25 protein-coding genes are annotated in these 24,509 nt (G+C 60.3%); 11 read left to right on the top strand and 14 right to left on the bottom strand.

All coding sequences use genetic code 11. The annotated features are described in order from the left end of the window. Positions 1-2,229: a TonB-dependent receptor gene (locus DyAD56_RS14450; protein WP_102303467.1), complete on the bottom strand. Its 2,229-nt coding sequence runs from the start codon at positions 2,227-2,229 to the stop codon at positions 1-3. Between the two features lie 177 nt (positions 2,230-2,406). Here DyAD56_RS14450 and DyAD56_RS14445 point away from each other — a divergent pair, with 177 nt between their 5' ends. The 3 genes from DyAD56_RS14445 to DyAD56_RS14435 all read left to right on the top strand — a co-directional run bounded on the left by DyAD56_RS14445 (position 2,407) and on the right by DyAD56_RS14435 (position 6,941). Continuing rightward, entirely contained in the window at positions 2,407-3,804 is a 1,398-nt protein-coding gene (locus tag DyAD56_RS14445) for a GntP family permease (RefSeq protein ID WP_102303466.1), read from the top strand. 234 nt (positions 3,805-4,038) lie between these two features. After that, on the top strand, positions 4,039-5,889 hold the full coding sequence (typA, locus tag DyAD56_RS14440) for a translational GTPase TypA (RefSeq protein ID WP_102303465.1): 1,851 nt from the start codon (positions 4,039-4,041) through the stop codon (positions 5,887-5,889). 239 nt (positions 5,890-6,128) lie between these two features. Then, positions 6,129-6,941 (top strand): class I SAM-dependent methyltransferase, encoded by an 813-nt coding sequence (locus tag DyAD56_RS14435; protein ID WP_158241356.1) that lies wholly within the window; start codon positions 6,129-6,131, stop codon positions 6,939-6,941. A gap of 13 nt (positions 6,942-6,954) precedes the next feature. Here DyAD56_RS14435 and DyAD56_RS14430 read toward each other — a convergent pair whose 3' ends face one another. Further along, complete coding sequence (locus DyAD56_RS14430) at positions 6,955-7,551, bottom strand: class I SAM-dependent methyltransferase (RefSeq protein ID WP_102303463.1); 597 nt, start codon at positions 7,549-7,551, stop codon at positions 6,955-6,957. Between the two features lie 108 nt (positions 7,552-7,659). Here DyAD56_RS14430 and DyAD56_RS14425 point away from each other — a divergent pair, with 108 nt between their 5' ends. The 3 genes from DyAD56_RS14425 (at position 7,660) to DyAD56_RS14415 (ending at position 10,915) form a co-directional block, all read left to right on the top strand. Further along, entirely contained in the window at positions 7,660-7,947 is a 288-nt protein-coding gene (locus tag DyAD56_RS14425) for a hypothetical protein (protein WP_102303462.1), read from the top strand. A gap of 203 nt (positions 7,948-8,150) precedes the next feature. After that, positions 8,151-9,701, top strand: coding sequence for a DUF1800 domain-containing protein (locus tag DyAD56_RS14420; RefSeq protein ID WP_102303461.1), 1,551 nt, complete (start codon positions 8,151-8,153; stop codon positions 9,699-9,701). An 11-nt stretch (positions 9,702-9,712) separates the two neighbouring features. Next, a complete protein-coding gene (locus DyAD56_RS14415) occupies positions 9,713-10,915 on the top strand; it encodes a DUF1501 domain-containing protein (protein WP_102303460.1) in 1,203 nt (400 codons plus the stop codon). Positions 10,916-10,987: 72 nt separating this feature from the next. On the opposite strand, the gene DyAD56_RS14410 is transcribed toward DyAD56_RS14415, so the two are convergent. The 12 genes from DyAD56_RS14410 to DyAD56_RS14350 form a co-directional block, all read right to left on the bottom strand. Next, the gene (locus DyAD56_RS14410) at positions 10,988-11,344 is read right to left on the bottom strand and encodes a DUF1579 family protein (protein ID WP_233202458.1); all 357 of its coding nucleotides are present in this window, start codon (positions 11,342-11,344) and stop codon (positions 10,988-10,990) included. Between the two features lie 92 nt (positions 11,345-11,436). After that, positions 11,437-12,354 carry a sensor domain-containing protein gene (locus DyAD56_RS14405; RefSeq protein ID WP_102303459.1) on the bottom strand — a complete coding sequence of 306 codons (918 nt, stop codon included), beginning with the start codon at positions 12,352-12,354 and terminating at the stop codon, positions 11,437-11,439. Continuing rightward, a complete protein-coding gene (locus DyAD56_RS14400) occupies positions 12,354-12,716 on the bottom strand; it encodes a PadR family transcriptional regulator (RefSeq protein ID WP_102303458.1) in 363 nt (120 codons plus the stop codon). Before DyAD56_RS14400 ends, DyAD56_RS14405 begins: the two co-directional genes overlap by 1 nt. 810 nt (positions 12,717-13,526) lie before the next feature. Then, positions 13,527-13,910, bottom strand: coding sequence for a hypothetical protein (locus DyAD56_RS14395; protein WP_146010519.1), 384 nt, complete (start codon positions 13,908-13,910; stop codon positions 13,527-13,529). Positions 13,911-13,950: 40 nt separating this feature from the next. Next, positions 13,951-14,166 carry a DUF4926 domain-containing protein gene (locus DyAD56_RS14390; RefSeq protein WP_102303456.1) on the bottom strand — a complete coding sequence of 72 codons (216 nt, stop codon included), beginning with the start codon at positions 14,164-14,166 and terminating at the stop codon, positions 13,951-13,953. 62 nt (positions 14,167-14,228) lie between these two features. Beyond that, a complete protein-coding gene (locus tag DyAD56_RS14385) occupies positions 14,229-14,507 on the bottom strand; it encodes a hypothetical protein (protein ID WP_102303455.1) in 279 nt (92 codons plus the stop codon). Positions 14,508-14,567: 60 nt separating this feature from the next. Further along, positions 14,568-14,942 (bottom strand): hypothetical protein, encoded by a 375-nt coding sequence (locus tag DyAD56_RS14380; protein ID WP_102303454.1) that lies wholly within the window; start codon positions 14,940-14,942, stop codon positions 14,568-14,570. Positions 14,943-15,036: 94 nt separating this feature from the next. Then, the gene (locus DyAD56_RS14375; protein WP_102303453.1) at positions 15,037-15,336 is read right to left on the bottom strand and encodes a hypothetical protein; all 300 of its coding nucleotides are present in this window, start codon (positions 15,334-15,336) and stop codon (positions 15,037-15,039) included. A gap of 592 nt (positions 15,337-15,928) precedes the next feature. Then, on the bottom strand, positions 15,929-16,234 hold the full coding sequence (locus tag DyAD56_RS14365) for a hypothetical protein (RefSeq protein WP_146010518.1): 306 nt from the start codon (positions 16,232-16,234) through the stop codon (positions 15,929-15,931). 331 nt (positions 16,235-16,565) lie between these two features. Beyond that, the gene (locus DyAD56_RS14360; RefSeq protein WP_102303450.1) at positions 16,566-16,982 is read right to left on the bottom strand and encodes a DUF4260 domain-containing protein; all 417 of its coding nucleotides are present in this window, start codon (positions 16,980-16,982) and stop codon (positions 16,566-16,568) included. A gap of 132 nt (positions 16,983-17,114) precedes the next feature. Then, entirely contained in the window at positions 17,115-17,429 is a 315-nt protein-coding gene (locus DyAD56_RS14355; RefSeq protein WP_102303449.1) for a DUF3011 domain-containing protein, read from the bottom strand. A gap of 17 nt (positions 17,430-17,446) precedes the next feature. Then, complete coding sequence (locus DyAD56_RS14350; RefSeq protein ID WP_158241354.1) at positions 17,447-18,229, bottom strand: MipA/OmpV family protein; 783 nt, start codon at positions 18,227-18,229, stop codon at positions 17,447-17,449. A 144-nt stretch (positions 18,230-18,373) separates the two neighbouring features. On the opposite strand from DyAD56_RS14350, the gene DyAD56_RS14345 reads away from it, so the two are divergent. From DyAD56_RS14345 to DyAD56_RS14325, 5 genes are all read left to right on the top strand, one after another. Further along, a complete protein-coding gene (locus DyAD56_RS14345) occupies positions 18,374-19,129 on the top strand; it encodes a response regulator (RefSeq protein WP_304529234.1) in 756 nt (251 codons plus the stop codon). A gap of 6 nt (positions 19,130-19,135) precedes the next feature. Next, positions 19,136-20,461, top strand: a complete 1,326-nt coding sequence (locus DyAD56_RS14340) for an ATP-binding protein (RefSeq protein ID WP_102303446.1) — start codon at positions 19,136-19,138, stop codon at positions 20,459-20,461. A gap of 424 nt (positions 20,462-20,885) precedes the next feature. Then, positions 20,886-22,457 (top strand): hypothetical protein, encoded by a 1,572-nt coding sequence (locus DyAD56_RS14335; protein WP_146010517.1) that lies wholly within the window; start codon positions 20,886-20,888, stop codon positions 22,455-22,457. Positions 22,458-22,564: 107 nt separating this feature from the next. Next, positions 22,565-23,470 (top strand): LysR substrate-binding domain-containing protein, encoded by a 906-nt coding sequence (locus tag DyAD56_RS14330; protein ID WP_102303444.1) that lies wholly within the window; start codon positions 22,565-22,567, stop codon positions 23,468-23,470. A gap of 122 nt (positions 23,471-23,592) precedes the next feature. Then, positions 23,593-24,492 (top strand): CmcJ/NvfI family oxidoreductase, encoded by a 900-nt coding sequence (locus tag DyAD56_RS14325; RefSeq protein ID WP_199178980.1) that lies wholly within the window; start codon positions 23,593-23,595, stop codon positions 24,490-24,492. The last annotated feature ends 17 nt before the right edge of the window (positions 24,493-24,509 follow it).

The following is a 24,509-nucleotide window of genomic DNA, read 5'->3' as shown; positions in this document are numbered from 1 at the left end:
TCAGAACGTGTACTTGGCGGTGAGCGTCACCATGCGCGGCGCGCCGTAGAAGCCCGTGACGATACCGAGTGCAGCAATGTTGTAGCCCGTGGTGCGGTAGGACTTGTTGGCCAGGTTGCTGCCCTGCAGGCTGAGCGTCCACGGCTGGTCGATGCGCCACACGACGCCCGCATTCCACAGCCCATACGACGGCTGCATGATCAGCGGCGACAATGTCGTCTCCGGATACACGCTGGTCTGGTAGGTGTAGTTGATACGACCGCTCACGCTGCCGCCGTTATCCAGCGGAATGGTGTGCTCCAGATTCAGACCACCCGACCACTTCGGCGCATTGGTAAAGCGCTGTGTGTCGGCGATATTGACGCCGGCACTTTCGAAGTCGGTGTACTTGGTGTGCAGGTAGGCCCAGTTGCCGCTGAGGGTCCAGTTCTCGACCGGCGTCCACGCAAACTCCTCTTCCCAACCGTCGATATGGCCCTTGCCTGCGTTGGTGAAGTCACCGAAGAAGCCCTGCGCGCCGTTGGGCAGCGTGTAGGAGCTGAACACAGAAAGCTGGATATCCGAGTAGATGTTGTGGAACAACGCCGTGTTCAACATCAGCGAGTCGTCGAAGAACGACATTTTGCTGCCGATCTCGTACGACGACACCTTCTCGTCCGCGATCGGACGACACGACTGCGGAATCGCCGAGCAGTTCGCGCGAATGTTGTAGCCGCCAGAATGGAAACCTTGGCTGTAGCTGGCGTAGAGCTTCACCTGATCGGTGACAGCATAGTCCAGCGACACCTTGGGCGACACATTATGCGAGGTATGCGAGCCGCTGAAATCGGCCAGTGTCCCGACCGGCGTGGTAAAGGTCCCGTCCGAGTAGCTGTAGTTCTGGATAATGGCCGACTTCTTCTCACTGGTGTAGCGCAGACCAAGGTCCAGACTCCACTGCGGACTGATGTCCCACGTGAAATCACCATAGCCCGCGTAGCTCTTGGTGCCGATGTTGCCACCGGTGCTGCCGTACTGCGAGAACAGCGGGTAGTACGGCGGCGATCCCAGGAAGATGTTGTGGATCTCACCCTTCGCCGTACCGTCGAAATAGAACAGACCAAACACGCCGTGGATCGAGCCGCCGTTGTCGTAGTTCGCCTGTAGCTCCTGCGTGAACTGATGGTCCTTATAGACCGCGTTGACGTCGGCGATCTTCTCCGGAAGCGTGTCAAAGTCGATATTGGAATCCGTGGACGAGCCGCGATACGCGGTGATGGACTTCAGCGTCCAGTCCTGGCTGACGATCCAGTTCAAGGTCAGCGCCGTACCCCACAGCGTGGTGTGGTTGAGCTGATCCATACCGCTGCGCGTGTCGTAATCGCTCGACAGCGGCTTGTAGGTCGGATCGAACGAATTGACCTGCAGCATCTTCGCGCCACGCGGGTTGGAATTATCACGCAGGCCATCCACCGACAACTGGGCATTGAAGTCGGATGTAGGGAAGAAGCCCAACGACGCGCGTGCCGCATTGCTGTTCTTGTTGCCGTTGCGGCTATCGGTGATCAGATCCTTGCCGAAGCCGTCGTTGTGTTCACTGGCATACGCAATGCGACCACGCCACACGCCGTCGGAGGTAGCGCCGCCCACGCTACCCTTGATGTCCTTTTCGCCATGCGTGCCCACCGTGCCTTCCACCGACCCTTCGGTCTTGGTGGGTAGTGGGTTGGACACATACTTGATGGCGCCGCCAATGGTGTTCTTGCCGTACAGGCTGCCCTGCGGGCCGCGCAGCACTTCGATGCGGTTGGTGTCGAATACGTCGAGCACTGTGCCCTGGGGGCGCGCCATATAGACGTCGTCGAGGTAGATGCCAACCGCAGGATCGAAACCCCAGGTGGGATCAGCCTGGCCAACGCCGCGGATATACGCGGTCAGCGTGGTATTGGAACCGCGCGCCGCATAGATCTGCAGCGAGGGCACCTTGCCCTGCAGGTCGGCCAGGTTCTGCACGTTCTGGTTGAACAGCGACTGCGCGGTAAAGGCACTGACGGCGATGGGCACGTCCTGCAGGGTTTCCTCGCGTTTGCGCGCGGTTACCTTGATGCCTTCCAGTTGCTTCGCTTCGGACGGCTTGGCCGTGGATGCCTGCGTGGTGCTGCTCTGCGGTGCGTCGTCGGCATATGCCGTCACCAGGCAGGACAAACCCACTACCAGACCGATCGCCAGACTCAGATGCGTGCGTTTCATAGCTCCCCCGCTCCCCTTGCTTTGATGCATCCCATGGACACAGGACGCCGAATGCCACGGAGCTTAGGCAGCACCCTCGCGCACCACACTTGTACCTTCGTACAGTGCCACGCACCGGCACGCCTCCGGATACTCGCTGTACGACGATGCCCACGACGGGCGTCTGGGGAATCGACGATGGCGTTTCTGATCGTGTTGGCCGCACTGTGCTTTCTGATGTTCGCGGCTTATCGCGGCTACAGCGTGATCCTGTTCGCACCGGTGGCAGCGCTTGGCGCAGTGCTGCTGACCGAGCCATCGCTGGTGGCGCCGATGTTCACCGGCCTGTTCATGGACAAGATGGTCGGCTTCCTCAAGCTGTACTTCCCCGTATTCATGCTCGGCGCGATCTTTGGCAAGGTCATCGAGCTGTCCGGCTTCTCCAAGTCCATCGTCGCGGCCACCATCGGCCTGCTGGGACGCAGCCGCGCAATGCTGTCCATCGTGATCGTGTGCGCCCTGCTCACCTACGGCGGCGTGTCGCTGTTCGTGGTGGTGTTCGCCGTATATCCGTTCGCGGCGGAACTGTTCCGGCAGTCCAACATTCCCAAGCGCCTCATTCCCGGCACCATTGCGCTGGGCGCGTTCACCTTCACCATGGATTCGCTGCCGGGTACGCCGCAGATCCAGAACATCATTCCCACGTCGTTCTTCGGCACCAATGCGTGGGCTGCGCCGTGGTTGGGTACGTTGGGCGCGGTGTTCATCCTGATCGTTGGCATGCTTTACCTCGAATCACGCCGACGCAAAGCGATGGCGGCAGGCGAAGGCTATGGCACGGAACTCGTCAACGAACCGGTCGCTTTCGAAGGCGGCAAGCTCACCCATCCGCTGATCGCCCTGCTGCCGCTGGTGCTGGTCGGCGTACTGAACAAGCTGCTGGGCGATGCTCTTCCCCGCTGGTACGGCACCAGTTATTCGTTCCTGCCGGCAGTGATCGGCGAGACCAAGCCCGTGGTGCAGGAGATCCCCAAGATCGCCGCCATCTGGGCCGTCGAAGGCGCCCTGTTGGTTGGCATCCTTTGTGTACTCGCGTTTGCCTGGCGCCCCGTGACCCGGCGCTTCGCCGAAGGCAGCAAGGCGGCAGTGGGCGGAGCACTGCTGGCCTCAATGAACACGGCGTCCGAATATGGCTTTGGGGCGGTCATCGCCGCCCTGCCGGGGTTCCGGGTCATTGCCAACGCCCTGCACGCCATCCCGCATCCGCTGGTGAACGAAGCCGTCACCGTTACCGCGCTGGCCGGCATCACCGGCTCGGCCTCCGGGGGCATGGGCATCGCCCTGGGCGCCATGGCGGATACCTTCATCCGCAATGCGCAGGCTGCCGGCATCCCGATGGAAGTGCTGCACCGCGTGGCCGCCATGGCCTCCGGTGGCATGGATACCCTGCCCCACAACGGCGCGGTGATCACCCTACTGGCCGTGACCGGGCTAACCCATCGCCAGTCCTACCGGGACATTTTTGCCATCACGGTCATCAAGACCCTGGCCGTATTCGTGGTGATCCTGGCGTACGGGCTTACCGGGCTGGTCTGAGCCTCCCCTCCTGTTTCTCCCCCTCGGCCCGCCCGGCTTCATTTGGCGGGCCGCTTTCTTTGCGTCGGCAAAGGGGCGAGGGCCCCTGCTTTCGTTGCAATGAAGGGCGGAAACACCTGCCTGAACGAATTTGTTAAGACCTTTCAAGCAAGCGGTCACATAACTCCGTATAATCCCGGAGTTATCCCTACTGAAACCTCACGCGACGGCCTCGCGCCGCCCCGAGCCGACCTCATGTCCATCGAAAATCTGCGCAATATCGCCATCGTCGCCCACGTCGACCACGGCAAGACCACGCTCGTTGACCAGCTGCTCAAGCAGTCCGGCACCCTCAACGAGCGCACTGTGCTCGCCGAGCGCGTGATGGACAGCAACGACCAGGAAAAGGAGCGTGGCATCACGATCCTGGCCAAGAACACGGCCATCACCTGGGAAAACAAGAAGACCGGCGCCAAGAACCGCATCAACATCGTCGACACCCCAGGCCATGCTGACTTCGGTGGCGAGGTGGAGCGCGTGCTGTCGATGGTGGACACCGTGCTCATCCTGGTGGACGCGATGGACGGCCCGATGCCGCAGACGCGCTTCGTGACCCAGAAGGCATTCGCCATGGGCTTCAAGCCCATCGTCGTCGTCAACAAGGTTGACCGCCCGGGCGCCCGCCCGGAGTGGGTGGTCGAGCAGGTGTGGGATCTCTTCGAGAAGCTCGGCGCCACCGATGAGCAGATGGAATTCCCGATCGTTTACGCCTCGGCGCTGAACGGTTACGCCTCGCTGGACGAAAACGCCCGCGAAGGCGACATGACCCCGCTGTACGAAGCGATCATGCAGCACGCGCCCAAGCCGGACGTGGATCCGGAAGGCGCCTTCCAGATGCGCATCAGCCAGCTGGACTACAACAACTTCGTCGGCGTCATCGGCATCGGCCGCATCCAGCGCGGCACCCTGAAGAAGGGCATGCCGGTTTCCGTGATCGACCGTGAAGGCAAGAAGCGCCAGGGCAAGATCGGCCAAGTGCTGGGCTTCCTCGGCCTCGAGCGCATTGAGCAGGATTCGGCCGAAGCCGGCGATATCGTCGCCATCTCGGGCATCCCCGAGCTGACCATTTCCGATACCGTCACCTCGATCGACACGCCCGAAGCGCTGCCCGCGCTGAGCGTCGACGAGCCGATGATCAGCATGACCTTCCAGGTCAACAACTCGCCGTTCGTCGGCAGCAAGGATCTGTCCGGCGGCAAGTTCCTCACCAGCCGCCAGCTGCGTGAGCGCCTCGACCGCGAGAAGGTGCACAACGTGGCACTGCGCGTGGAAGATGGTTCCGACGCCGACAAGTTCCTGGTCTCGGGCCGTGGCGAACTGCACCTTTCGGTGCTGATCGAAAACATGCGTCGCGAAGGCTACGAGCTGGCTGTGTCGCGTCCGGAAGTGATCATCAAGGACATCGACGGCCAGAAGATGGAGCCGATCGAGCAGCTGGTGGTCGACATCGAAGAGCAGCACCAGGGCGGCGTCATGGAGCGCCTGGGCATCCGCAAGGGTGACCTGAAGAACATGGTGTCAGATGGCAAGGGCCGCGTGCGCCTTGAGTACCTGATCCCGGCCCGTGGCCTGATCGGCTTCCAGAACCAGTTCAAGACCCTCACCCAGGGTTCGGGCCTGCTGTTCCACGTATTCGACCATTACGGTCCGTACACGCCGGTGGCCATCGCCAAGCGCCTCAACGGTGTGATGATCGCCAACGCTGGCGGCACCACCCCAGCCTATTCGCTTGGACCGCTGCAGGATCGCGGCAAGCTGTTCGCCGCTGAAGGCGACTCGGTGTACGAAGGCCAGTTGATCGGCATCCACGCCAAGGACAACGACCTCACGGTCAACGCCATCAAGCCCAAGCCGCTGACCAACATGCGCGCCTCCGGCAAGGACGATGCGATCCAGCTCACCCCGGCGACCAAGTTCTCGCTGGAACAGGCGCTGGACTTCATCGATGACGACGAACTGGTCGAAGTCACCCCGAAGGAAATCCGCATGCGCAAGAAGCACCTGACGGAAAACGATCGCAAGAAGGCTTCGCGCGGCGTGGCCTAATCGCTCCGCTCAGCAGATAAAAAGCCAGGCCTTTCGAGGCCTGGCTTTTTTATGCCCACGCCTTGTGGTGCAAGACGCATGTACAGCGACTGCGGCTTGACGACGACGCAACACGCACGCAGGCCCGTCATCGACTGGCGAATTGCCGTACCGTCATATCAGAGGCGCGGCAAAGGGAGCGAAATTCATCATGCGGTAACATCCCCGGGCGGCGGTGGAAGTTCAAGGAGCAAGCGGCAGTGAATGTGCGGGCAAATTCCGATAACGAGTACAACGATTTCCTGGCATTGTTCGAGTCACACGGTGGCACGCCTGCCGACTATCTCGACGATCACTACTTGCGGTTCAGGGCAACGTTTGACGAGTTCAGGGCAACCTGGAAGCAGGAAGGCAAACGTGTACTCGATGTAGGCGCACACTGGCTGCATCAGTCCGTCATGTGGCGACAGGGTGGTTTCGAGATCACGGCAATGGATCTTCCCGGCACGCTACGCGATCCGCGCGTTCGTAGCGTCGCCGAGGCGATGGATATCACCCTTTTGCCCTGCGTCGATATGGAACAGGCGCAAGAGCTGTCGTATATCCCCGACGACTCTATGGATATCGTGCTCTTCACCGAGATTCTCGAACACATCACATTCAATCCGGTGCATTTTTGGCGACAGATTTACCGTGTGCTGAAACCGGGCGGCCGCATCGTTGTCACCACACCCAACTACTACTCGTGGAAAGGGCGCGCGTGGCAACCCCTGCGCTTCCTAAGCGGTCAAGGCGGAGGTATTTCGGTGGACGAGGTGCTAGGCCATCACACGTACGGGCACCATTGGCGGGAGTACAGCGCACGCGAAATAGCCCGTTATTTCCGCCTGCTGTCGCCGGACTTTACCCCTGCAAAACTGCGCCTCATGCACACCTATCGACTGTCCGACGTGAAATGGAAGCGCATTACCCAGCAACTGATGGACGCGTGCCCATTGTTGCGACCCAACGTCCACGCCGAGATTGAGCTGACCAGCAAGCAGGCGGGCATCGTGGCGGCGCCCTCCTGGTAAACTCTATCCAGGACTACAGCCTTTCCAGCGCCGCCACGCGGCGCTCCAGGCGCGGCCCCAGATAACAATGCGAGCCGCAGGGCATCAGCCCAGCCTCGTTGAACGCCTTCAGGTACCAGGATGGCGCACGCGAATGGAAACCCTCCATGTCGCCGTCCACGCCATCCTTGCTGGTGAACACTTCAAGGAAGGCGACGCCTTCGAGCATATCGCTGATGCCGCCAAGTCCCGCGCGAATCTCCGCGGGCTTGAGGTAATGCAGCACATCGGTGCACACGACGATGTCGAAACGATGATCGAAGCGCAGATACTCCAGCTGACCAAACCGGGCCAACCCGATATTGCGGCTACGCCCGTAGCGCTCAACGGCGTACTCGCTCGCCTCCAGCCCCTGATAGTGAAGACCGGGTCGGAGCTTCAATAACGGCGCACGCCATACGCCCTCCCCGCATCCCACGTCGAGCACCGAACGTACCGGCCGCCCCAGGTAGTACTCCGCTTGTGCCACCACCATGGCGATCTTGCGGCGCAATTCCGTCGGAGACGCAACCGAATGATCAGGGTGGCGGTACCACTTGTCGAAGTAGGCGCGGTCGTAAATCTTGGTCACAGTACAGCCTCCGGCGTGAACCCGAATGGTAGCGCAGCCGTCATGATCACCTGCCCTGAACATGGTTTGCCGCAGCATTAAGTGCGCAGGAACCTGGGAGCCGCCCGTATGCCCACGATCCGCATTCGCATGACCGGCACGCGCGACGATGCCGACACTCTCCTCACGATTCTTCACGGCATCGACGGCATCGAGCATGTCGAGGAGATTGATGACCCATCGCAGAGCATGCGAGAGGACTCCAGCTCCTCCGAGCTCGTCGACGACAACAGCGCCGACTTGTTCTTCATCGAAGTCACCGCGCGTGACACGCTTCATGCGGATGCTGTGCGCGCGGTCGCCGAAGTGGAGGCTTCCGTATTGGGAGCGCTCGTAGAATTCACCGACGACGCCTGAAGCCTGTGTCGCGGGAAAGCATTGAAGCCAAAGGGATGGCACGCACAAGGGCATGCCATCCCTGCGCCAAGCTGTCGCGGCGCATGAATCCCCGCCGAACAATTTTGCGGCACCCGCCTCCTCCCCGGTAAGCCGGTCGTCAACTCCCACGTTGACACTCCCAGGTCACGCCGTCGTTCAACCACCGCCTGGAGCCCGGACGCATGCAGGACACCTTGAACTACCCTTCGCTTCGCACCCGCTCTTGGCTCGCCGCCGTAAGCATGCTGCTCGTCCTTGGCTCCGGAGCGGCCACCGCGCGGGACGCTCATGCGCTTTCGCAAGACGACGTGGACTGGCTCCGCCGAGACAGCTTCGAACTCGACAGCGCTACGGTCGCCACGTACCGCGACCTCGGCCGCTCACACCTGCTCGATCGGCAACTGGACGGACGCGTTGGCGATGACCTGCCCGCGCCGATCGCCGCGCTGATCAACTCGTACGAAGCCGCCAATACGCCCACCGAGCAGCTCCTGACCAACCTGCGCGACGAGCAGGACAAGATCAAGAACATGCCCGAGGGCGACGACAAAGCCGCCGCGAAGAAGGACCAGCAGCAGCACGCCAACGACCTTCTGCAACAGGCGCAGGAGATCGAGATGCTGCATGCCATCTATGGGCCAAACCAGCTCAAGGAACAGATGGTGTGGTTCTGGCTCAACCATTTCAGTGTGTACGGCGCCAAGGGGCGCGTGCGCTGGGTAGCCGCCGACTACGTGCAGAACACCATCCGTCCGCATGCACTGGGTAAGTTCCGCGACCTGGTGATGGCCACGCTGGAAAGCCCGGCGATGATGGAGTTCCTGGACAACGCACAGAACGCCAAGGGTCACGTCAACGAAAACTATGCGCGCGAGCTGATGGAGCTGCATACGCTCGGCGTGGGTTCCGGCTATACCCAACAGGACGTACAGCAACTGGCGCTGATCCTCACTGGCGCCGGCGTCGCGCCGCTACGCGATCCGGGTGCCGTGCGCCCGCGCGTAGCCGAGATGGTGGTGCGCAACGGCATGTTCGAGTTCAACCCCAAGCGCCATGACTTCAGCGACAAGGTGCTGCTCGGCCACAAGATCAAGGGCAGTGGTTTCGACGAGATATCCGAAGCCGTCGACATCATCACCAAGCAACCGGCGTGCGCTCAGTTCGTTTCGAAGAAGCTTGCCGAATACTTCGTCACCGACGAGCCATCGCCGGAACTGGTGGCGAAGATGGCACATACGTTCCAACGCACCGACGGTGATATCGCCGAGGTGTTGCGCACCATGTTCGAGTCGAAGGAGCTGGCCGCCAGCTACGGCAAAAAGTTCAAGGACCCGATGCAGTTCGTGGTGTCGTCGGTGCGCATGGCCTATGACGGCAAGCCGATCGCCAACGCCAAACCGCTGCTCAATTGGCTCAACCAGCTGGGCGAGCCGGTGTTCGGGCGCCTGACGCCGGATGGCTGGCCACTGGACAGCACCGGTTGGTCCAGCTCCGGACAGATGGCCAAACGCTTCGAGATCGCCGGCGCCATCGGCACTGGCAATAACCGCCTGCTGACGCCGGAAGGCCAGCCCAAGAGTGGTGGTGATTTCCCGATGCTCACCACCCGCCTCTACTACGACACCTTCGATACCAAGCTGAGCACGCCGACGCGTGACGCGCTGGCCAAGGCCACCACTCAGCAGGAATGGAACACCTTCCTGCTTTCTTCGCCTGACTTCAATTACCGCTGAGGCAGACTTCCATGAAACGCCGCGAATTCCTGCTCGCCGCAGCCACTGCTGCTGTCGCCGCTCCCGCCTTGTCGTTTTCAGGAAAACTGTTCGCCGCTCCGGCCAGCAGCCCACGCTTCCTGCTGGTGTTCCTGCGCGGTGGCTACGACAGCAACAACCTGCTGGTGCCCTACAGCAGCGACTTCTATTACGAGTCGCGCCCCACCCTCGCCATCGCCAAGCCTGACCCGTACAACGCCAACAGCACGATCGGGCTGGACGGCAACTGGGGCCTCAACCCGGTGCTGCGGGATTCCATCTACCCACTGTGGCAGAAGCGGCAGGTCGCCTTCGTTCCTTTCGCCGGCACCGACGATATGTCGCGCAGCCATTTCGAGACCCAGGACAACATCGAATCCGGCGAGTCGACGGAGCAACGCAGCAACTTCCGCTCCGGCTTCATGGCGCGACTGTCGGGCCAGATGAGCACGGTGCCGTCCATCGCCTTCACCGACGCCCTGCCGCTATCTTTCCAGGGCAGCGGCCGCGACATTCCCAACATCTCTCTGCGCGGCAATACCAAGCCGGTCTACGACGAGCGCCAGGCCGGCATCCTTGCCGGCATGTACCGCAACACGACGCTTGCCTCCGCCGCAGCGGACGGTCTGGAACTTCGCCAGACCGTGTCGAAGGAACTGCAGGACGAGATGATGAAGGCGAACCGTGGCGCTCCCAACGCCAAGAGCTTCGCCGACGAAACCCAGCGCATCGCCACCATGATGCGCGACCAGTACCGCCTGGGCTTCGTCGACGTCGGCGGCTGGGACACGCACGTCAACCAGGGCAACGTCACCGGCCAGCTCGCCAACAACCTCAGCAATCTCGGCAAGGGCATTGCCGCTTATGCCGACGCGCTAGGTGACGAGTGGAACAACACCGTGGTCGTCGTGGTATCCGAGTTCGGCCGCACCTTCCGCGAGAACGGCAACAAGGGCACCGATCATGGCCACGGCACGGTGTACTGGGTGCTTGGCGGCAAGGTCAACGGCGGCCGTATCGCCGGCCAGCAAGTGGCGGTGAATCCGCAGAGTCTGCTGCAGAACCGCGACTACCCGGTGCTCAACAACTATCGCGACGTACTCGGGGGCTTGATGGGGCGCATGTGGGGGCTATCTGGCAGTCAGTTGCAGTCGGTATTCCCTGGAGCGCGCCCGAGGGACCTGCAACTGGTCTGACGCCAGCGTCATACAAGCGCGCTCCAACAACGGCTTCGTGGCCTTGCTGGAGCGCGTGATGCTCTCCAACCTTCAGTCGATACGGCGATAGCTGCCCGTCATCACCGGCTCCCATTTCACGCCGCCGTCAAACGAACTCTCCAGCCGCAACGTCAACACGTTGTCCTCCTCGAACACGTATACATGCCGCGTCTGCCCGCGCTGCGAACTGCGCACGAAGGTCAGGTTCTCGCCATTCCATACGCCCGGTGCCGGCGTCCCCGGCACGAAGCCATAGCTGTCGAACCAGTGCAGGCTGTACTGATCATGTTCGGGCTCTGCCACGAACACGGCATGCGCTTGCAAGCTGACTGCGCCATCGCATTCCTCGCGGTAGTCCTGCACCAGCACGCGGCCGTTCAATGCCAGGCGCGCCGTGAAATATCCCATGGCGGGCCGCCTTGACCCCAACGCGTCGTGGCGATGGTTTCCTCGCCCTGCCAATCGCCCGTCAGACGGGCCAGCATGCTTGCAGACATGGCTCAGTTCCCCTCACCCGACAAACGCACCAGCAAGCCCTTGGCGATGGCACCGTGCAGCTTGCCCAGGCCACGCACCATGTGCAGCGTAACGAACAGCAGGAGGATGCCGGCGATACAGGTCAACACGGCCAACGGCCAGTAGTGCTCGTCACACAACCAGTGCGGAATGCCGCAATTGAGATAGATCACATCCGTCGCACTCAGCGCCTTCAGCACCGGCGTGCCGATGAAGGCAAGCGAAATGCTCAGGAAGGTGATCGTCAACGTGAAGTACAAAATGCCCAGCGGCAGCATCAGCACCATGTAGAACAGCGTGGTCCACGTATGCACGTCGGTGAAGATGGCTCCCACCCGCTGGCTCAATGATTTGCCGGCATTCGACGGATACAGCGGTCGACGCGGCATGCGCACGCCCAACATCGTTTCGACGATGCGCCCCTCCAACAACGATAGCGCGCGCACCGTGGCGAGAAAGAGGATGGCGAACGGAATGCCGATGATCAGTACCGACAAGCCCATCGACAGCGAAATGCCCGTCACCGCCCACACGAAATAGAAAATGCCTGTGGCCAGCGCCAGCAGCATGTAGAACAGCGCGCCCCACGTGCGCGAATCGGCGGCAACGCCAAAGAAGCGACCCACCAGCGAGCCCCGCTTTGGCGGCGGCGGCGGACGCAGCGCGCGTTGGATCTTGATCTCCTGGTCGCGATAGATATCCGCCACCTCTTCCGGCGCGCCGTAGGTGCTGACCACGTGGGCCAGCATGTCGGCTTCGCTGCGTTGTGGGTTGTCGGCCAACTCCGCACGCAGATGCTCCTCCGCGTCGTACAGCGCATCCTGGATCAATGCCGGGTCTGCGCCTTTCAGCGCTATGCGCAGCTGCTTCAGGTATTCAACGATCGTGCGTGGTGCGTTCATTACACCCCTCCTTGCAAAACGGCGTCCACGGAGTCGCGCGTGGCCGACCAGGCATCCACCCAATCGCGCAACACCTCGCGCCCCTGCTTCGTTATGCGGTAATAGCGCCGCGGTGGCCCGCTGATGGAAGGCTCCACCTCGCTGGCCAGCAGCCCCGCCCCCTCGAGATTGCGCAGCACGGGATATAGCGCGCTCTGCTTACCCGCAAGCACGCCCTCACCCACTTCCTCCAGGCGCTTGGCGATCTGATAGCCGTACATCGGCTGCCGCGACTGTGCCAGCACCGCCAGCAGCACCAGCGACACCGTACCCGCCGATAGCTCCTTCTGGAATTTCTTCAGATGGCCGCTGTTGTCTTCCATGCCCCACCCGCACTGCTACATACCTTGGAGTGAACCATAGTACGAAGTTAACAGTAGTGGCCTGGGCCTGAAGTCATACCCTGCCATAAGGCATGGTAGGCATGACACCAATGTATGTACCGGTTGTACAAACGTTGGTGGCAGAGGGCATGTACAAACGTTGGTGTCCGCAAGCTCAGTAGGCTAAGAGACTCGCGGCAGCTGAACACTAAAGGGATCTATTCGCGAGCGCTGCGCCAGGAGCCCACATTGGCCTCACCTTAGTGACCCATAGAATGTCTGCTATGGGTCGGATGCGGACATTCCGGGTCTCAACGATTTGCTGAGCTACCGGAACCAGTACGGCAAGGAAATGTATCGGTAAGCGCCAATTCAACCGTGTGCGCGGCTGGAAGATTCCAGAGATTCATGTGGGCTTTGATGTACGAGCCGACGACACCAGGCAAATCGGACTTAGGCGGCGTGCAAAATCTTTCGCCGTTAAGGGCATCCACAACCCCTTCCATATAGGCTTGAGCCCGAGTCTCACGTGTCTCCGACTCCGCAGCTTTGTTGGGGTTCTTGAAATCGCTAGCCAGCCATCCCGCACGATCAGCCGCGTCAAGATCTGCGTAGAGCTTCTGCGTTGTGTAGACGTAGGACGGTGGCAACCAAGGCTCAACAGCCTGCGCCCCGACAGAGGCTAGTAGAAAAACTGCCAACACCGAAATCTTTCGTTTATGAAAAACCATCGAATTAGCTCTCTCAAAAACAAGCGAGACAAAAAAACGTAGTCGACAGGCAATGTCCGCTATGGGTCGAAAGCGGACATTAGCCCAAACGCGGATCGGTATAGGTCGCCTTCGGCCGAATGGCAACTACGGCCTCGAGAAGTGACCGGCTGCTATCCATCACCAACTCTCGATAGTGATTCTCGGCCACGAGTCGCTCGGCATCGACCTCGCGAAGCGCACCTTCACTCCACTTCTCGCGAACTGCCCCAAGAGGAAATCTATCGGTGTCCGAATCGACACCTACGAATATCCGGAAGTGTTCGTCGTCCAGACCATGATTTGATCGGGCCCATTGGACCACGTCCCTCACACCCTCGGTCAGGCTGCCACGTCCGGATAGCAAGTCACGGAGGGCCTGCTCCAGGTGCTGCAACACAATGGAATTGGCGTAACCGCTCAAAGCCTGACTCCTGAAATTCACGGCGGTTTAGGTCCGCATTGGGTCGAAAGCGGACATTGCCCTAGGTTCCAACAGACTCTATTTCGTCCGGATACATAGCTTCCAGCCAGACGGTCGATCCGTCCGAGTCCGAGCATTCAACCTCGTAGGCGTCTGCGTACACCTCCAGGATCGTCCCAATGTCTCCAACGGACGGAGCACGCTTATCGAAAACTTCGGCACCAACAAAGCGGTCGCCACGGATTGCCGTCACTTTGACCACGTCGAACTGCTTCATGTAGACCGTCCTTGAATGGAATGTCCGCTATGGGTCGAAAGCGGACCTCACAAAACTACTAGTCAGTCGAGCCCCTGTTCCGACCACAACGCTTGGAAAGCACCGGGATCCATAGCCTTCGCTGTGAACTCTCGGTCTTGGTTAATTTCGTCGACGGATGGAACGGGCTCTAGACCCAAGGCGGTGTCGAGTGTCGCTCCTGCCGCCGAGGCCGCCCCGACTCGCCCATCGCGATAGAACTCCAGCTTTCGATGCTCCCAACGCTTCTCGTCGAGCTCAGATACCAAACGCACTGGGTAAGCTGGATTGTCGTGGTGCCAAATCACGTCAATGTAGATCATTGCCCCCTCCGGGCTCTCCGGCTCTTTCTCAAAAGGTCTGCTTTGGGTCGAAAGCGGACCTTAGCCTGTCGTCCGTTTGTTCAGCGCTCTGACGGCAGCCAGGCGACGCACCTCTCGGAAACCAACCGCTACGCCGACCAGGACGACTACGGGCCAAGTCGCCTTGTGTAGCCAGCTCCCGAGTGTTGTGGACGCGATGACACTTCCGGAGTCGAGCCAGTATGCAAGTGGAGCGAATGCGATGACGCTTCCGAAACAGGTCAAAAATACAGCAATAAGAAAGGCAGCTCTCTTGGGGTTCCCAGGTGCATTCCTCATCCACGCTTTGCCCGCGACATCGACAAACACAACGAAAAGAACCCAAAGGACGACAAGCAGCAGAGCAACAGCCATCTTAATACCCTGATGAAACAAGCCTCCGAGCAGATCAGTCATGGTTACCCATCCAGTAGATTCCGTGCGCTTAGTTATGAAGCGTCGATTCTGTGGTGTCGCGAACGCCCGCTATGGGTCGGAAGCGGACCCTCATTCACTTCAAGTTTCCCGTGATGGCCGCCACCAAGAGTGGAACGCCAACACAACCGATAAACACACCAATGGCGACAAAACACTTCCTGCGGTAGGACAACCCTTCGGGCGTCAAAAGCTGAGGATTGAGCAGGGCGTTAGCTGGATTCCACAGCGTTTCTCGCCCCCAGAGCCGAACCCCTGCCTGTGTTCTACGCGCGGCCTTCACCGCAAAGACAACGGCAGAAAACCACACGACGACTGCCGCGCACCAGGCGGCAACGAATCCGAAAAGCGCAATAGCGGCAAGGACTTTTGTCATGGGATTGATTATGTCTGCTTCGGGTCGAAAAGCGGACCTTACGTAGCTATGAGTATTCGACCGTTCCGGGAGGAAGGCGGATGCCCAAAAGCTGCCTATAGACGACCCCGTTTCCGTACACCAGATACCGGCCAGTAGCAGCAGCGATGTCCAAAGACCTCTCGATCCTATCGACAATTGCAGTAGCACGGCTCCGAAAAAGTAGAGGCTCCAGCCTCACTATCGGTGCTCCGTTCGCCGGATGACGTTCACCAAGAAAAACGCGCCAGCACCGTGGGAACGATTTCAATTCCTCCCTCAGCGCAGCTAGAGCAGCCCTGACCGGTTCGAAGTCACCCGGCCGAAGAACGACCAGGACGTTTAGGGCGAACATGCCGATGCCCGAATCTCGCTGGGCATAGGTCTCGAAAATAGGGGCCACCAATGAAAAATAGCCGTCGGTATGGACATTTTCCGCGCCAAAGCGCGCCCGCCCATCTATGGCCAACGGCCACATTGGATCCTGCGCTGGGTCAATGAAACCAAAGGCTCCTCGAAACATATCGCCCCACTTTCCGTCAAAGATGTCCGCTTCGGGTCGATAGCGGACACGTTAGTCTTGGCTTGAATCGAGATCATCGCCCCCGAAAACCTCTAAGTACCAGAAGGTAGAAGGTGCTTTGAACCAGTGCTTGTTGGTGCCCGTCTCGAACTGGGCTAGTTGTTGCATTGGTAGCCGGTAGCGCGAAAACAGCGCTAGAAGGTCCCGCAGGTCCACCTCAGAGATCTCTCCGGACCGCAAAACCAGCGTGTCGCCATCCCAGCGGTCAAAGCACGGAATTTCCTCCGCCCAGGTGAACAAGTGCTTCTCGTCGAGATAGGAGCCAAACCGGACACCCGCGCAGCTCAAGCGCACCATCGTGATCTCCACATTTCAAATGCTCCAGTTTGCGAAGCTAATGTCTGCTTTGGGTCGGAAGCGGACCTTCTAAGAATATAGCCACAAGCGTCCGCCTGCGCGCGAACTCCCCATCAAAGGGGAGGTCAGCGCTTACGGATCGGACGTTCAGCCCAACCGGAATCCGCGTTGACGCCAATGGCGCTGGTAGAGCGCGTACGCTCACAGGTTTGTCGGAGATACGATCATCTGTGGCTGCACTGTCCGGAACGCCATGGATAGTGGCTGCTGATACCCAACGCTTGAGGTCAGTAGCCTCGCGCGAGGCTCGCATCGAATGATGCGAAGGGCATCAGGGGCATACCTCTTCTTCAGCACCAGAAGTAACAAGCGGAATGTGGCCCATACGACCAAGGTGAGTAAGGCCAAAGCCAGCCGAATACTTGAGGCCATAGCCGAGAGTTCGGTCGAAACCCACGTGTGCGCACCAAATAAGCCCTATGCAGAGCATGGTTGGTGCCGGAAGTACCGTGCCGACGGCAAGGCAAACGATGGCGCCAATATATGAATGCGCCAGGTTGTAAGTGACGGCACCGACTTTTGAGCCTCTGAGATAGCCGATAAGCGAAAGGTCTGGCGTAAGGAAGAACAGGGCAAATGTCCCCCAGCCAAAACCGTATTTCGAGTAACCCAACAAAGCCGCGACCAGAACACAAAGCCCTTCCAGCCTAAGCACGACTCGCACAGCGCCTACCGTTGCACCAGGCATGCAATGTTCCTCAAAATTCGTTCTAGTGACTTCCAGAAATCGCACAATCAGTAGTCCGGTGCCATCAACGCTAATCTCTGAATCCTGTTGGATGATGTGGGTGTCGGCACCGGACCAGTAACGAAGGGAAAGTCAGTCAACGAGGACGTCGAAATCCGCACGGCATCCCTTGTCCACCCAGATACCGTGGCGTGCCCATCCCCAACTGCTGCCGTACTCGCACTTGGACACAGACCGGCGTTCGCGCAGGCGCGCCTTAAGCAGTCGACCGTCGACGTCGCAGTGCCGATAGGCGTTGTTGTCACTGGCGCAGGACAATGTCTGCGTTTCGCCACGACCGTTTCCACGGTCTCCATCGTGCCATTGAGGATCGGCGGCACAGCCGGCAAACAGGATCAGTCCGAGCAGTGACGTGTAGAAAAGAACGCGAGAAAAGGTGAGGTACATGATTATCGCTCCTCTCTTCAGAACCGGTAATCAACGGAAGCACTGGCGAGATACCCGGTTCTCTTCTGCACGATCGGACTATCGGCAACATCCTTGAGGTAGTGCGCACCTTCGGCGCTGAAGCGAGTCATCCAGTGTTCGCCGAAGCGATGTGTCCATGTGACGCCTGCGGCGGCCGCGTTCAAGCCGGCTCCCGGCAAGAACCTTTGAAAATGCGTATTCGCGGCCTGTACCGAAGTCACGCCGAAGTAGGTCTGGTTGTACTTGTCGTTGCCGTAATGCAGGGCTGCGTTGAGATCGATGCTGTCGCGCGCTCCGCTCCACGCGAGCACGTGACCCGTAAGGTGGTAGCTCATGCCGTAATCTGCGTGGTTCATGGACTTGCTGGCGATAAGCCCGATGTCTGCGCGTTGACCAATCTTGACGCCGAAGCCCACGTTGGCGAGTACGGAGGGTTTGATGTCGCCCATACCCTTCAAAAAATCGGAACCAGGGCGCGCCACATCATCCTGGTCCTTTCGACCTGGATCCATGCCTGCTGAAGTGGTCACGAAAAGGTAATCAGTGAGCCGGAAGCGGAAGCCAGCGCCCTGCGTTCCGTCGATGAAGAAGCCATTGTGGAAGGTAAACGAGGCATCAACTAACGGAGTCACCCGATACTCGTTACTGCCTGCGTAGCGAGGCAGGTAGGCGACTCCGCCGCCAACATAGGAGGTGCTGACATTCGCGTCCTGAGCGTGGACAGTTGGCGTGAGCAGTGGCAGCGCGAGCACAAGGTACGAGAGGCGAAACGATTTCAAGGGAGGCACTCCTGGCCATGGGGACGGGCCAGAATCGTAGGCACCTCATGGCCAGAGGTGTGTGGGGTCTTTGTGGGACAAATGTGCCCATCTGTAATCGCCGGCTACAAATAAACACAATTTCGAAGTCGTTTTCGATTGTTGATGCGCCTGGAGCGATGTTACGTTGGTGTAACTAAGGTTCGTGATGCCATGCATAAATTACTTCTCATCGAGGACGATCATCGCCTTGCGTCCCTCGTATCGGAATTTCTTAGCCGATATGAGTTCGACGTCTCCATCTGCCCGCGCGGCGACACCGCCGTGGCCGCATTCCATGAAGTTTCTCCTGTGGTCGTCGTACTCGATCTCATGCTGCCCGGCATGGACGGTGTAGAGGTTTGCAGGCGACTTCGGCAACTGGGGGACACTCCTATCGTGATGCTTACGGCGCGCGCCGATACCATGGACCAGATCGCTGGCCTGGAGATCGGTGCGGATGACTACGTACTGAAGCCAGTGGAGCCAAGGCTCCTTCTCGCACGCTTGCGCGCCGTAATGCGTAGGCATGTCTCGCCCGAACGAACAGATGAAGCTTCGCGCGATCAGGTGATGATTTTTGGCGGCCTTCGCATCGACGAACTATCACGCGAGGTCACCTGGAAAGGGGCGGCCGTGGAACTCAAGACCACCGAGTACAACCTGTTGCTGGCCTTTGCCAGGGCTCCAGGCCGCGTACTAAGTCGTGACGAGCTGATGAAGCAGCTACGTGGCATTCAGTTCGACGGCCTTGACCGGACGATTGACGCGGGCGTGTCGCGATTGCGCAGGCGGTTCGACGATTTGGCGCAGGAGCCTCAGAAGTTGAAGACCGTGTGGGGCAAGGGCTACCTGTTCAATCCATACGCGTGGGAAGACTGACCGGCCATGCTGCGTACGTTCTACAAGCTCTATCTAACGCTCATCGCCAGTATCCTCCTGGCGGTGTTCGTCGTCGTTCCTGGCATGCAATACATGCTGATTCCCAGGTTGACGCCATCAGACGCAAATGATCTACGTTCGACCATGTATATCCTGCGCGATATGCTGTCCGTTCAGGACGAGGCCAAGCGAGAAAAGGCCCTCGATGAAGTACAACCCACGCTCACTATGGTTCGCTTCGACCTGCTTGATCGATCGTCTGTTGTTCTGACGGACGACCAGCAGCGCCGTCTGGATCTCGGTTATGCGGTCGACATCGATACTCCCGGCACCATCCTTCTTGCTATCCCTCCCTCTCATCAATTGCTGCGCACGCGCGACCTGCAGGCGCCGGGTGCAAGCTCCCTGTTCCGTGTCGTCGCGTGGACCGTGGTGGTCGCCATGCTGCTTGGCGGCCTGTTCTTTTGGCTACGGTCCCATTGGCGTGACCTCGAAATTCTTCGCGAGGCCGCTCAGCGCTTCGGTGACGGGCAACTCCATGTGCGCTCCGGTTTGTCGGCGCGCTCCAGCGTAGCGCCTCTGGCAACGCGCTTTGACAGTATGGCGAGCCGCATCCAGACCCTCGTGTCGACCCAGAGCGAGATGATCAACGCGATATCGCATGAGCTGCGCACGCCTATCGCCCGTTTCGGCTTTGCCCTGGCACTACTGAAATCGGCCAGGGACGAAGGAGAACGGCGCCGCCACATCGCAGCCATGTCAGATGACATGGCTGAGTTGGATCAATTGGTCAGCGAACTGCTGTCATACGGTGCCCTGGGGCAGCCAGGCCGCGACCCGGAGTACTGCCAGGTCGATATCGCGGAATTCATCGACAGTGTGATCGGCAGCCTCGCGCTGGAGATGGAAGCGCGTGATATCCACTGCCGCGTGACCATTCTTCCAACCGGAGCGATGGCGCCCATCGACCCGAAACGCTCAGCGCGCGCCCTGATCAACATCGTTCGCAACGCGATGCGTTATGGGCGAAGCCAAATCAACATCACCGTGACGATGACCGGCGAAATGCTCGTCATCCATGTCGATGACGATGGTATCGGTGTGCCAGAGGCTGATAGGAAGTCCATCTTCGAACCTTTCCATCGACTCGACCGTAGCCGTGACCGTAGTACCGGTGGCTTTGGTCTTGGACTGGCGATTGTCCGGCGCGCCATCACGTCACAAGGCGGCAGTGTCGAGGTTGATGATTCACCGACCGGCGGAGCTCGTTTCACTCTGCGGCTGCCCGTTTCTACGGACGTAGAAAGTACAGCGAACACCAAAGCAAAATAGGAAAGGACCGCACTGATCAGTGATCAAACTCCTCAAACGCAGACTTAAACCACTGACAGCTCCATTGAACGCTTCAATGCCTATCTTTCGAAGGCAGGCTCGGCTACGGGCACGTTGTCCCATGTGATGGGTGCTGCGTAATGGAGAAAATTTCTGCGCATGCCGTTTTGTGCCTGTCCACATGAATGGCCAATCAAAGCGCGGCGCAGTGGACACCGACAAATGGGCTACTCATCAGACTTGCGGCACAGAGATTTAGCCTGGGATGAACCGCCTCGGAGACAAGACACGTGGAGGATCAGGACGCCTCAGCGAGTAGCGATCTAGGCCAAAGGTCAGGCCATGACTTCTCGCAGACGTCGCCGCCCGCTGGTACGCGTAGCCTGCGCATCGCCCACTTCCGGGTACCTTCGGTGCATAGCTCATGGATCGTCGCGAACGCGGTGGTGTCGAGTTTTCCCTGGTTCTTGCAGGCCTCTTTACAGTGGCCGTCGCCCTGCCCGCTCACGCGGCACCGGCGCCCGCCGACGGAACACCCGTGGCAGCCAAGGGCCAGCCTGGTTGCGACACACAGGACGCGCGAAGCTGTACGGAGCTCGCCCTAGCAGCCATGGGTGGGCGCGAACGGCTCGCCGGCATCACCCATGCGCATTACCAATTGACTAGTCATGTAGCGCTGACCGAGCAGTCCTATCGGCAACAGCCGTTCATCACGGCTTATGAGCGCGACGACCTCACCCTGGATTTCTCGAACGGACGCCTGCTCCGCGTGGCGCATGTCACCTGGCCGGAATCGGATCCCCACCAGTCGGAGATCACCCAAACGCTGGTCGGTGGGCCCGATGGCGGTGTCTATCGCACAGAAAAGGGCGATGCGCCGTGCTCGCTCAGTGATCTCGACAGCACTGCCGATGCGCTGGCGCTTGGGCCTGAACGTCTGCTGCTGACAGCACTCGCTGCGCCAGACCTGCGTTTCGCCAAGGCACAGTGGCTGCGCAGTACTCCACACAGCGTGGTCGAGTTCACGTGGCACGGTACGCCCATACGCGTACTGATCAACGCGAACAACCACCTGCCGGATGCGATGGAAAGCACCCGGAACTTCCATGACTTCTGGTTCGCCTGGGGCGATGTGCGTCAATTGGTGTACTTCGACAACTGGCATCTGTTCTATGGCTTGGTTCTGCCGACCAATCAGGTGGAATTTCGCAATGATGTGCCATGGCAATCGACGCAGATCACCGATGCCAGCTTCAACGATCCGCTCGACGACAAAAGCTTTTCGATGGATACGAAAATCGCGGCCAAGAGTGGGCAGTCCAAGGGTTGGGAGCGCCCCTTCAGCGACAAAGCGCGGACGGAACTCGCGCCGGGCATCGAGTTGTTCCACGGCTCATGGAACACCACGCTGATCAAACAGGATGATGGCGTGCTGGTGCTGGAAGCGCCGATTTCGCCGATGTTCGCCCAAGGCCTTTTCGCCAAGGCGCACGACGAATACCCGGGCCAGCCGATTCGCGGCGTACTGACCACCTCTGACTCCTGGCCCCATGCCGCTGGTGTACGTCAGGCCGTGGCTGAAGGCTTGCCGGTGTACGCGCTCGATCTCAATCGCCCTCTGTTGGAACGCATGGTGGCCGCACCGCACCACCTGCGTCCCGACCTGCTCGACACACAGCCGAAGGACGCACATTGGAACACCGTGTCCGGCACACTGGCGCTGGGTCAGGGCGTCAATCGCGTGGTGCTCTACCCGTTGCGCGGTGCATCCACCGAACGCCAGTACATGGTGTACTTCCCTCAGCGTCACCTGCTCTATGCGAGCGACACGCTGGCACTCAGCGGCAAAGACACCCTCTACGATCCGCAGTTGATGCATGAGGTGGTGCAGGCGGTGGAGCGTGAGCACCTCGCCGTCGATACGGTGTACTCCATGCACCAGGGGCCACTGGCCTGGGCCGATGTGATCAAGATGGTGAATGCGTCGGTGAATTGAGGTTCTGCACGGGCGGTGGTGGCGTCTCCCGATTCACGCCGGCATCGGGGGACTACCCGCCCGCTCATGCTGCGCTGTTACCCTATGCCTTCGCATGAGGATAGCGCATGCCTGACAGCCTGCTGCCGTTGAACGCCTTGATGGAACCGCTGCGCGGCTTCGTGGCCGTGGGCAGACATATGAGCGTGACGCTCGCTGCGCAGGAGCTATGCCTGACGCAATCGGCTGTCAGCCGGCAAGTGCAGGCGCTGGAACAGCGGCTGGGCGTGAAGCTACTGCGCCGGGGGCATCGTTCGGTCACCTTCACTGCCGAAGGGGAACGCTTGTTTCGCGATGCGGATCTGGCGCTGCGCCAGTTACAGCAAGCCGTCGCCGCCGTAGCGACCTCCACGACGACGCGCCCGGTTACCTTGAGCGCAAGCATTGGCCTCACCGCACTATGGCTGTTGCCACGTCTGGGGCGTTTCCAGCAACGGCACCCCACCATCGACTTGCGTGTGGCGGCGAGCAATCGTCTGGTAGATCTGCCCGCCGAGAATGTCGACCTCGCCATCCGCTATTGCGCCCACGCCGATGCACCGGCCGGGGCACGGCATCTGTTCGACGAGCGGATCGCTCCGGTGTCCAGTGCCCTGCCGAAACGACGGCGCCTGCGCACCCCCGCCGATCTGGATGGACAGGTGCTGCTGGAGTACGAAGACCCACAGCGACCGTGGCTGCAATGGCGCGACTGGCTTCAGGCACGAGGCTGGAAGATCAAGCCCAAAGCGATTCTGCGCTTCAACCAATACGATCAGGTTGTGCATTCGGCTCTCGCCGGCCAAGGCATCGCCTTGGGGCGTTTGCCGCTGTTGGGCCAGTGGCTCAAGGACGGCCATCTGCGCACGCTGGATACGCCACGGGCGCCGCAAGGCACCGACCACGCCTATTGGCTGCTACAGGGTGACGACGCGCCACGTGACAGCGTGAGCGCCGTGATCACCTGGCTACTGAGCGAGGCTGCGGCTACCTGACGCATCGTCGGTCACATGCACTAGGTGCATGTGAAACACGCGTCGTTTTCGTTTGAACCCCAAGGCTATGCGGCATCCAATAACTGCACGCGCCACTAGCCCGGCGTCGCACCGGAGTCCTCATGTCCTATCTTCCCGATACCACCCACGCGTCTTTGCTGCACTCGACAGCACAACGATGGTCCGCACCGGCACCATCGACGGTGGAAGCTACGTTGAGCTATCTCGTGCCCGGTGACGCCACGCCGGTGCAATACGCCTACGAACCACCTGCTGGTGTGCCGTGGGAAAGTGGTCATTTCGACGACGTGCCCATCCCCATTGGCGACGCGCGCCGACGGGCTAGCCAGCCGTCCATTCAACGCGAGGGGTTCGAACTGTGGGATGCCCCCACGGCGCTGCGCATCGATCACGATGACGAGGCGATCCGCCGGCTCTACTACCCCGAGCTGGAAGCGCTCGTGTTGTCGGTAACAGGCGGCCATCGCGCCTACGTTTTCGACCACCTCGTGCGCCGACGCGACCCCATCCATACAGGGCTGGATTTCGGACGGGCCAAGCGTGGAGAGGCCGCCGCGCCGAATGCACGCATCCACACCGATTACACCGAGCGTTCCGGGCAACGCAGGCTCGGTCTCGTGTTGGGCACGCATATGCCTGCAGGCCCTGCTCCGCGTTTTTGCATCGTCAACGTATGGCGCTCGTTGCGTGGCCCGGTGCTGGATACGCCGTTGGCCGTCTGCGACGCGCGCAGCGTCGACGCCGGAGAACTCATCGAGGCCGAAGTGCGCTACCCCCGCCGCCAGGGCGAGATCTACCTCGTCGCGCGGGCGCCGCGACATCAATGGTGGTACTACGCCGGTATGGATCTGCATGAGGCGCTCGTCTTCAAACAGTATGACTCGCGACTCGGCGGCGTTTCCCGCTTTGTGCCCCATGCCGCGTTTGCCCATCCCGACGCACCGAGGGACGCACCGCCACGCGTCAGCATCGAGGCGCGTTGCCTGGTGCTGTTCGACTGATCCCCTAGGAAGAGAAA

Source organism: Dyella sp. AD56 (assembly GCF_002878475.1).
GTDB lineage: Bacteria > Pseudomonadota > Gammaproteobacteria > Xanthomonadales > Rhodanobacteraceae > Dyella.
Note: the sequence above shows the minus strand (reverse complement) of the source record. Positions and strands in the feature narration are given on the sequence as shown.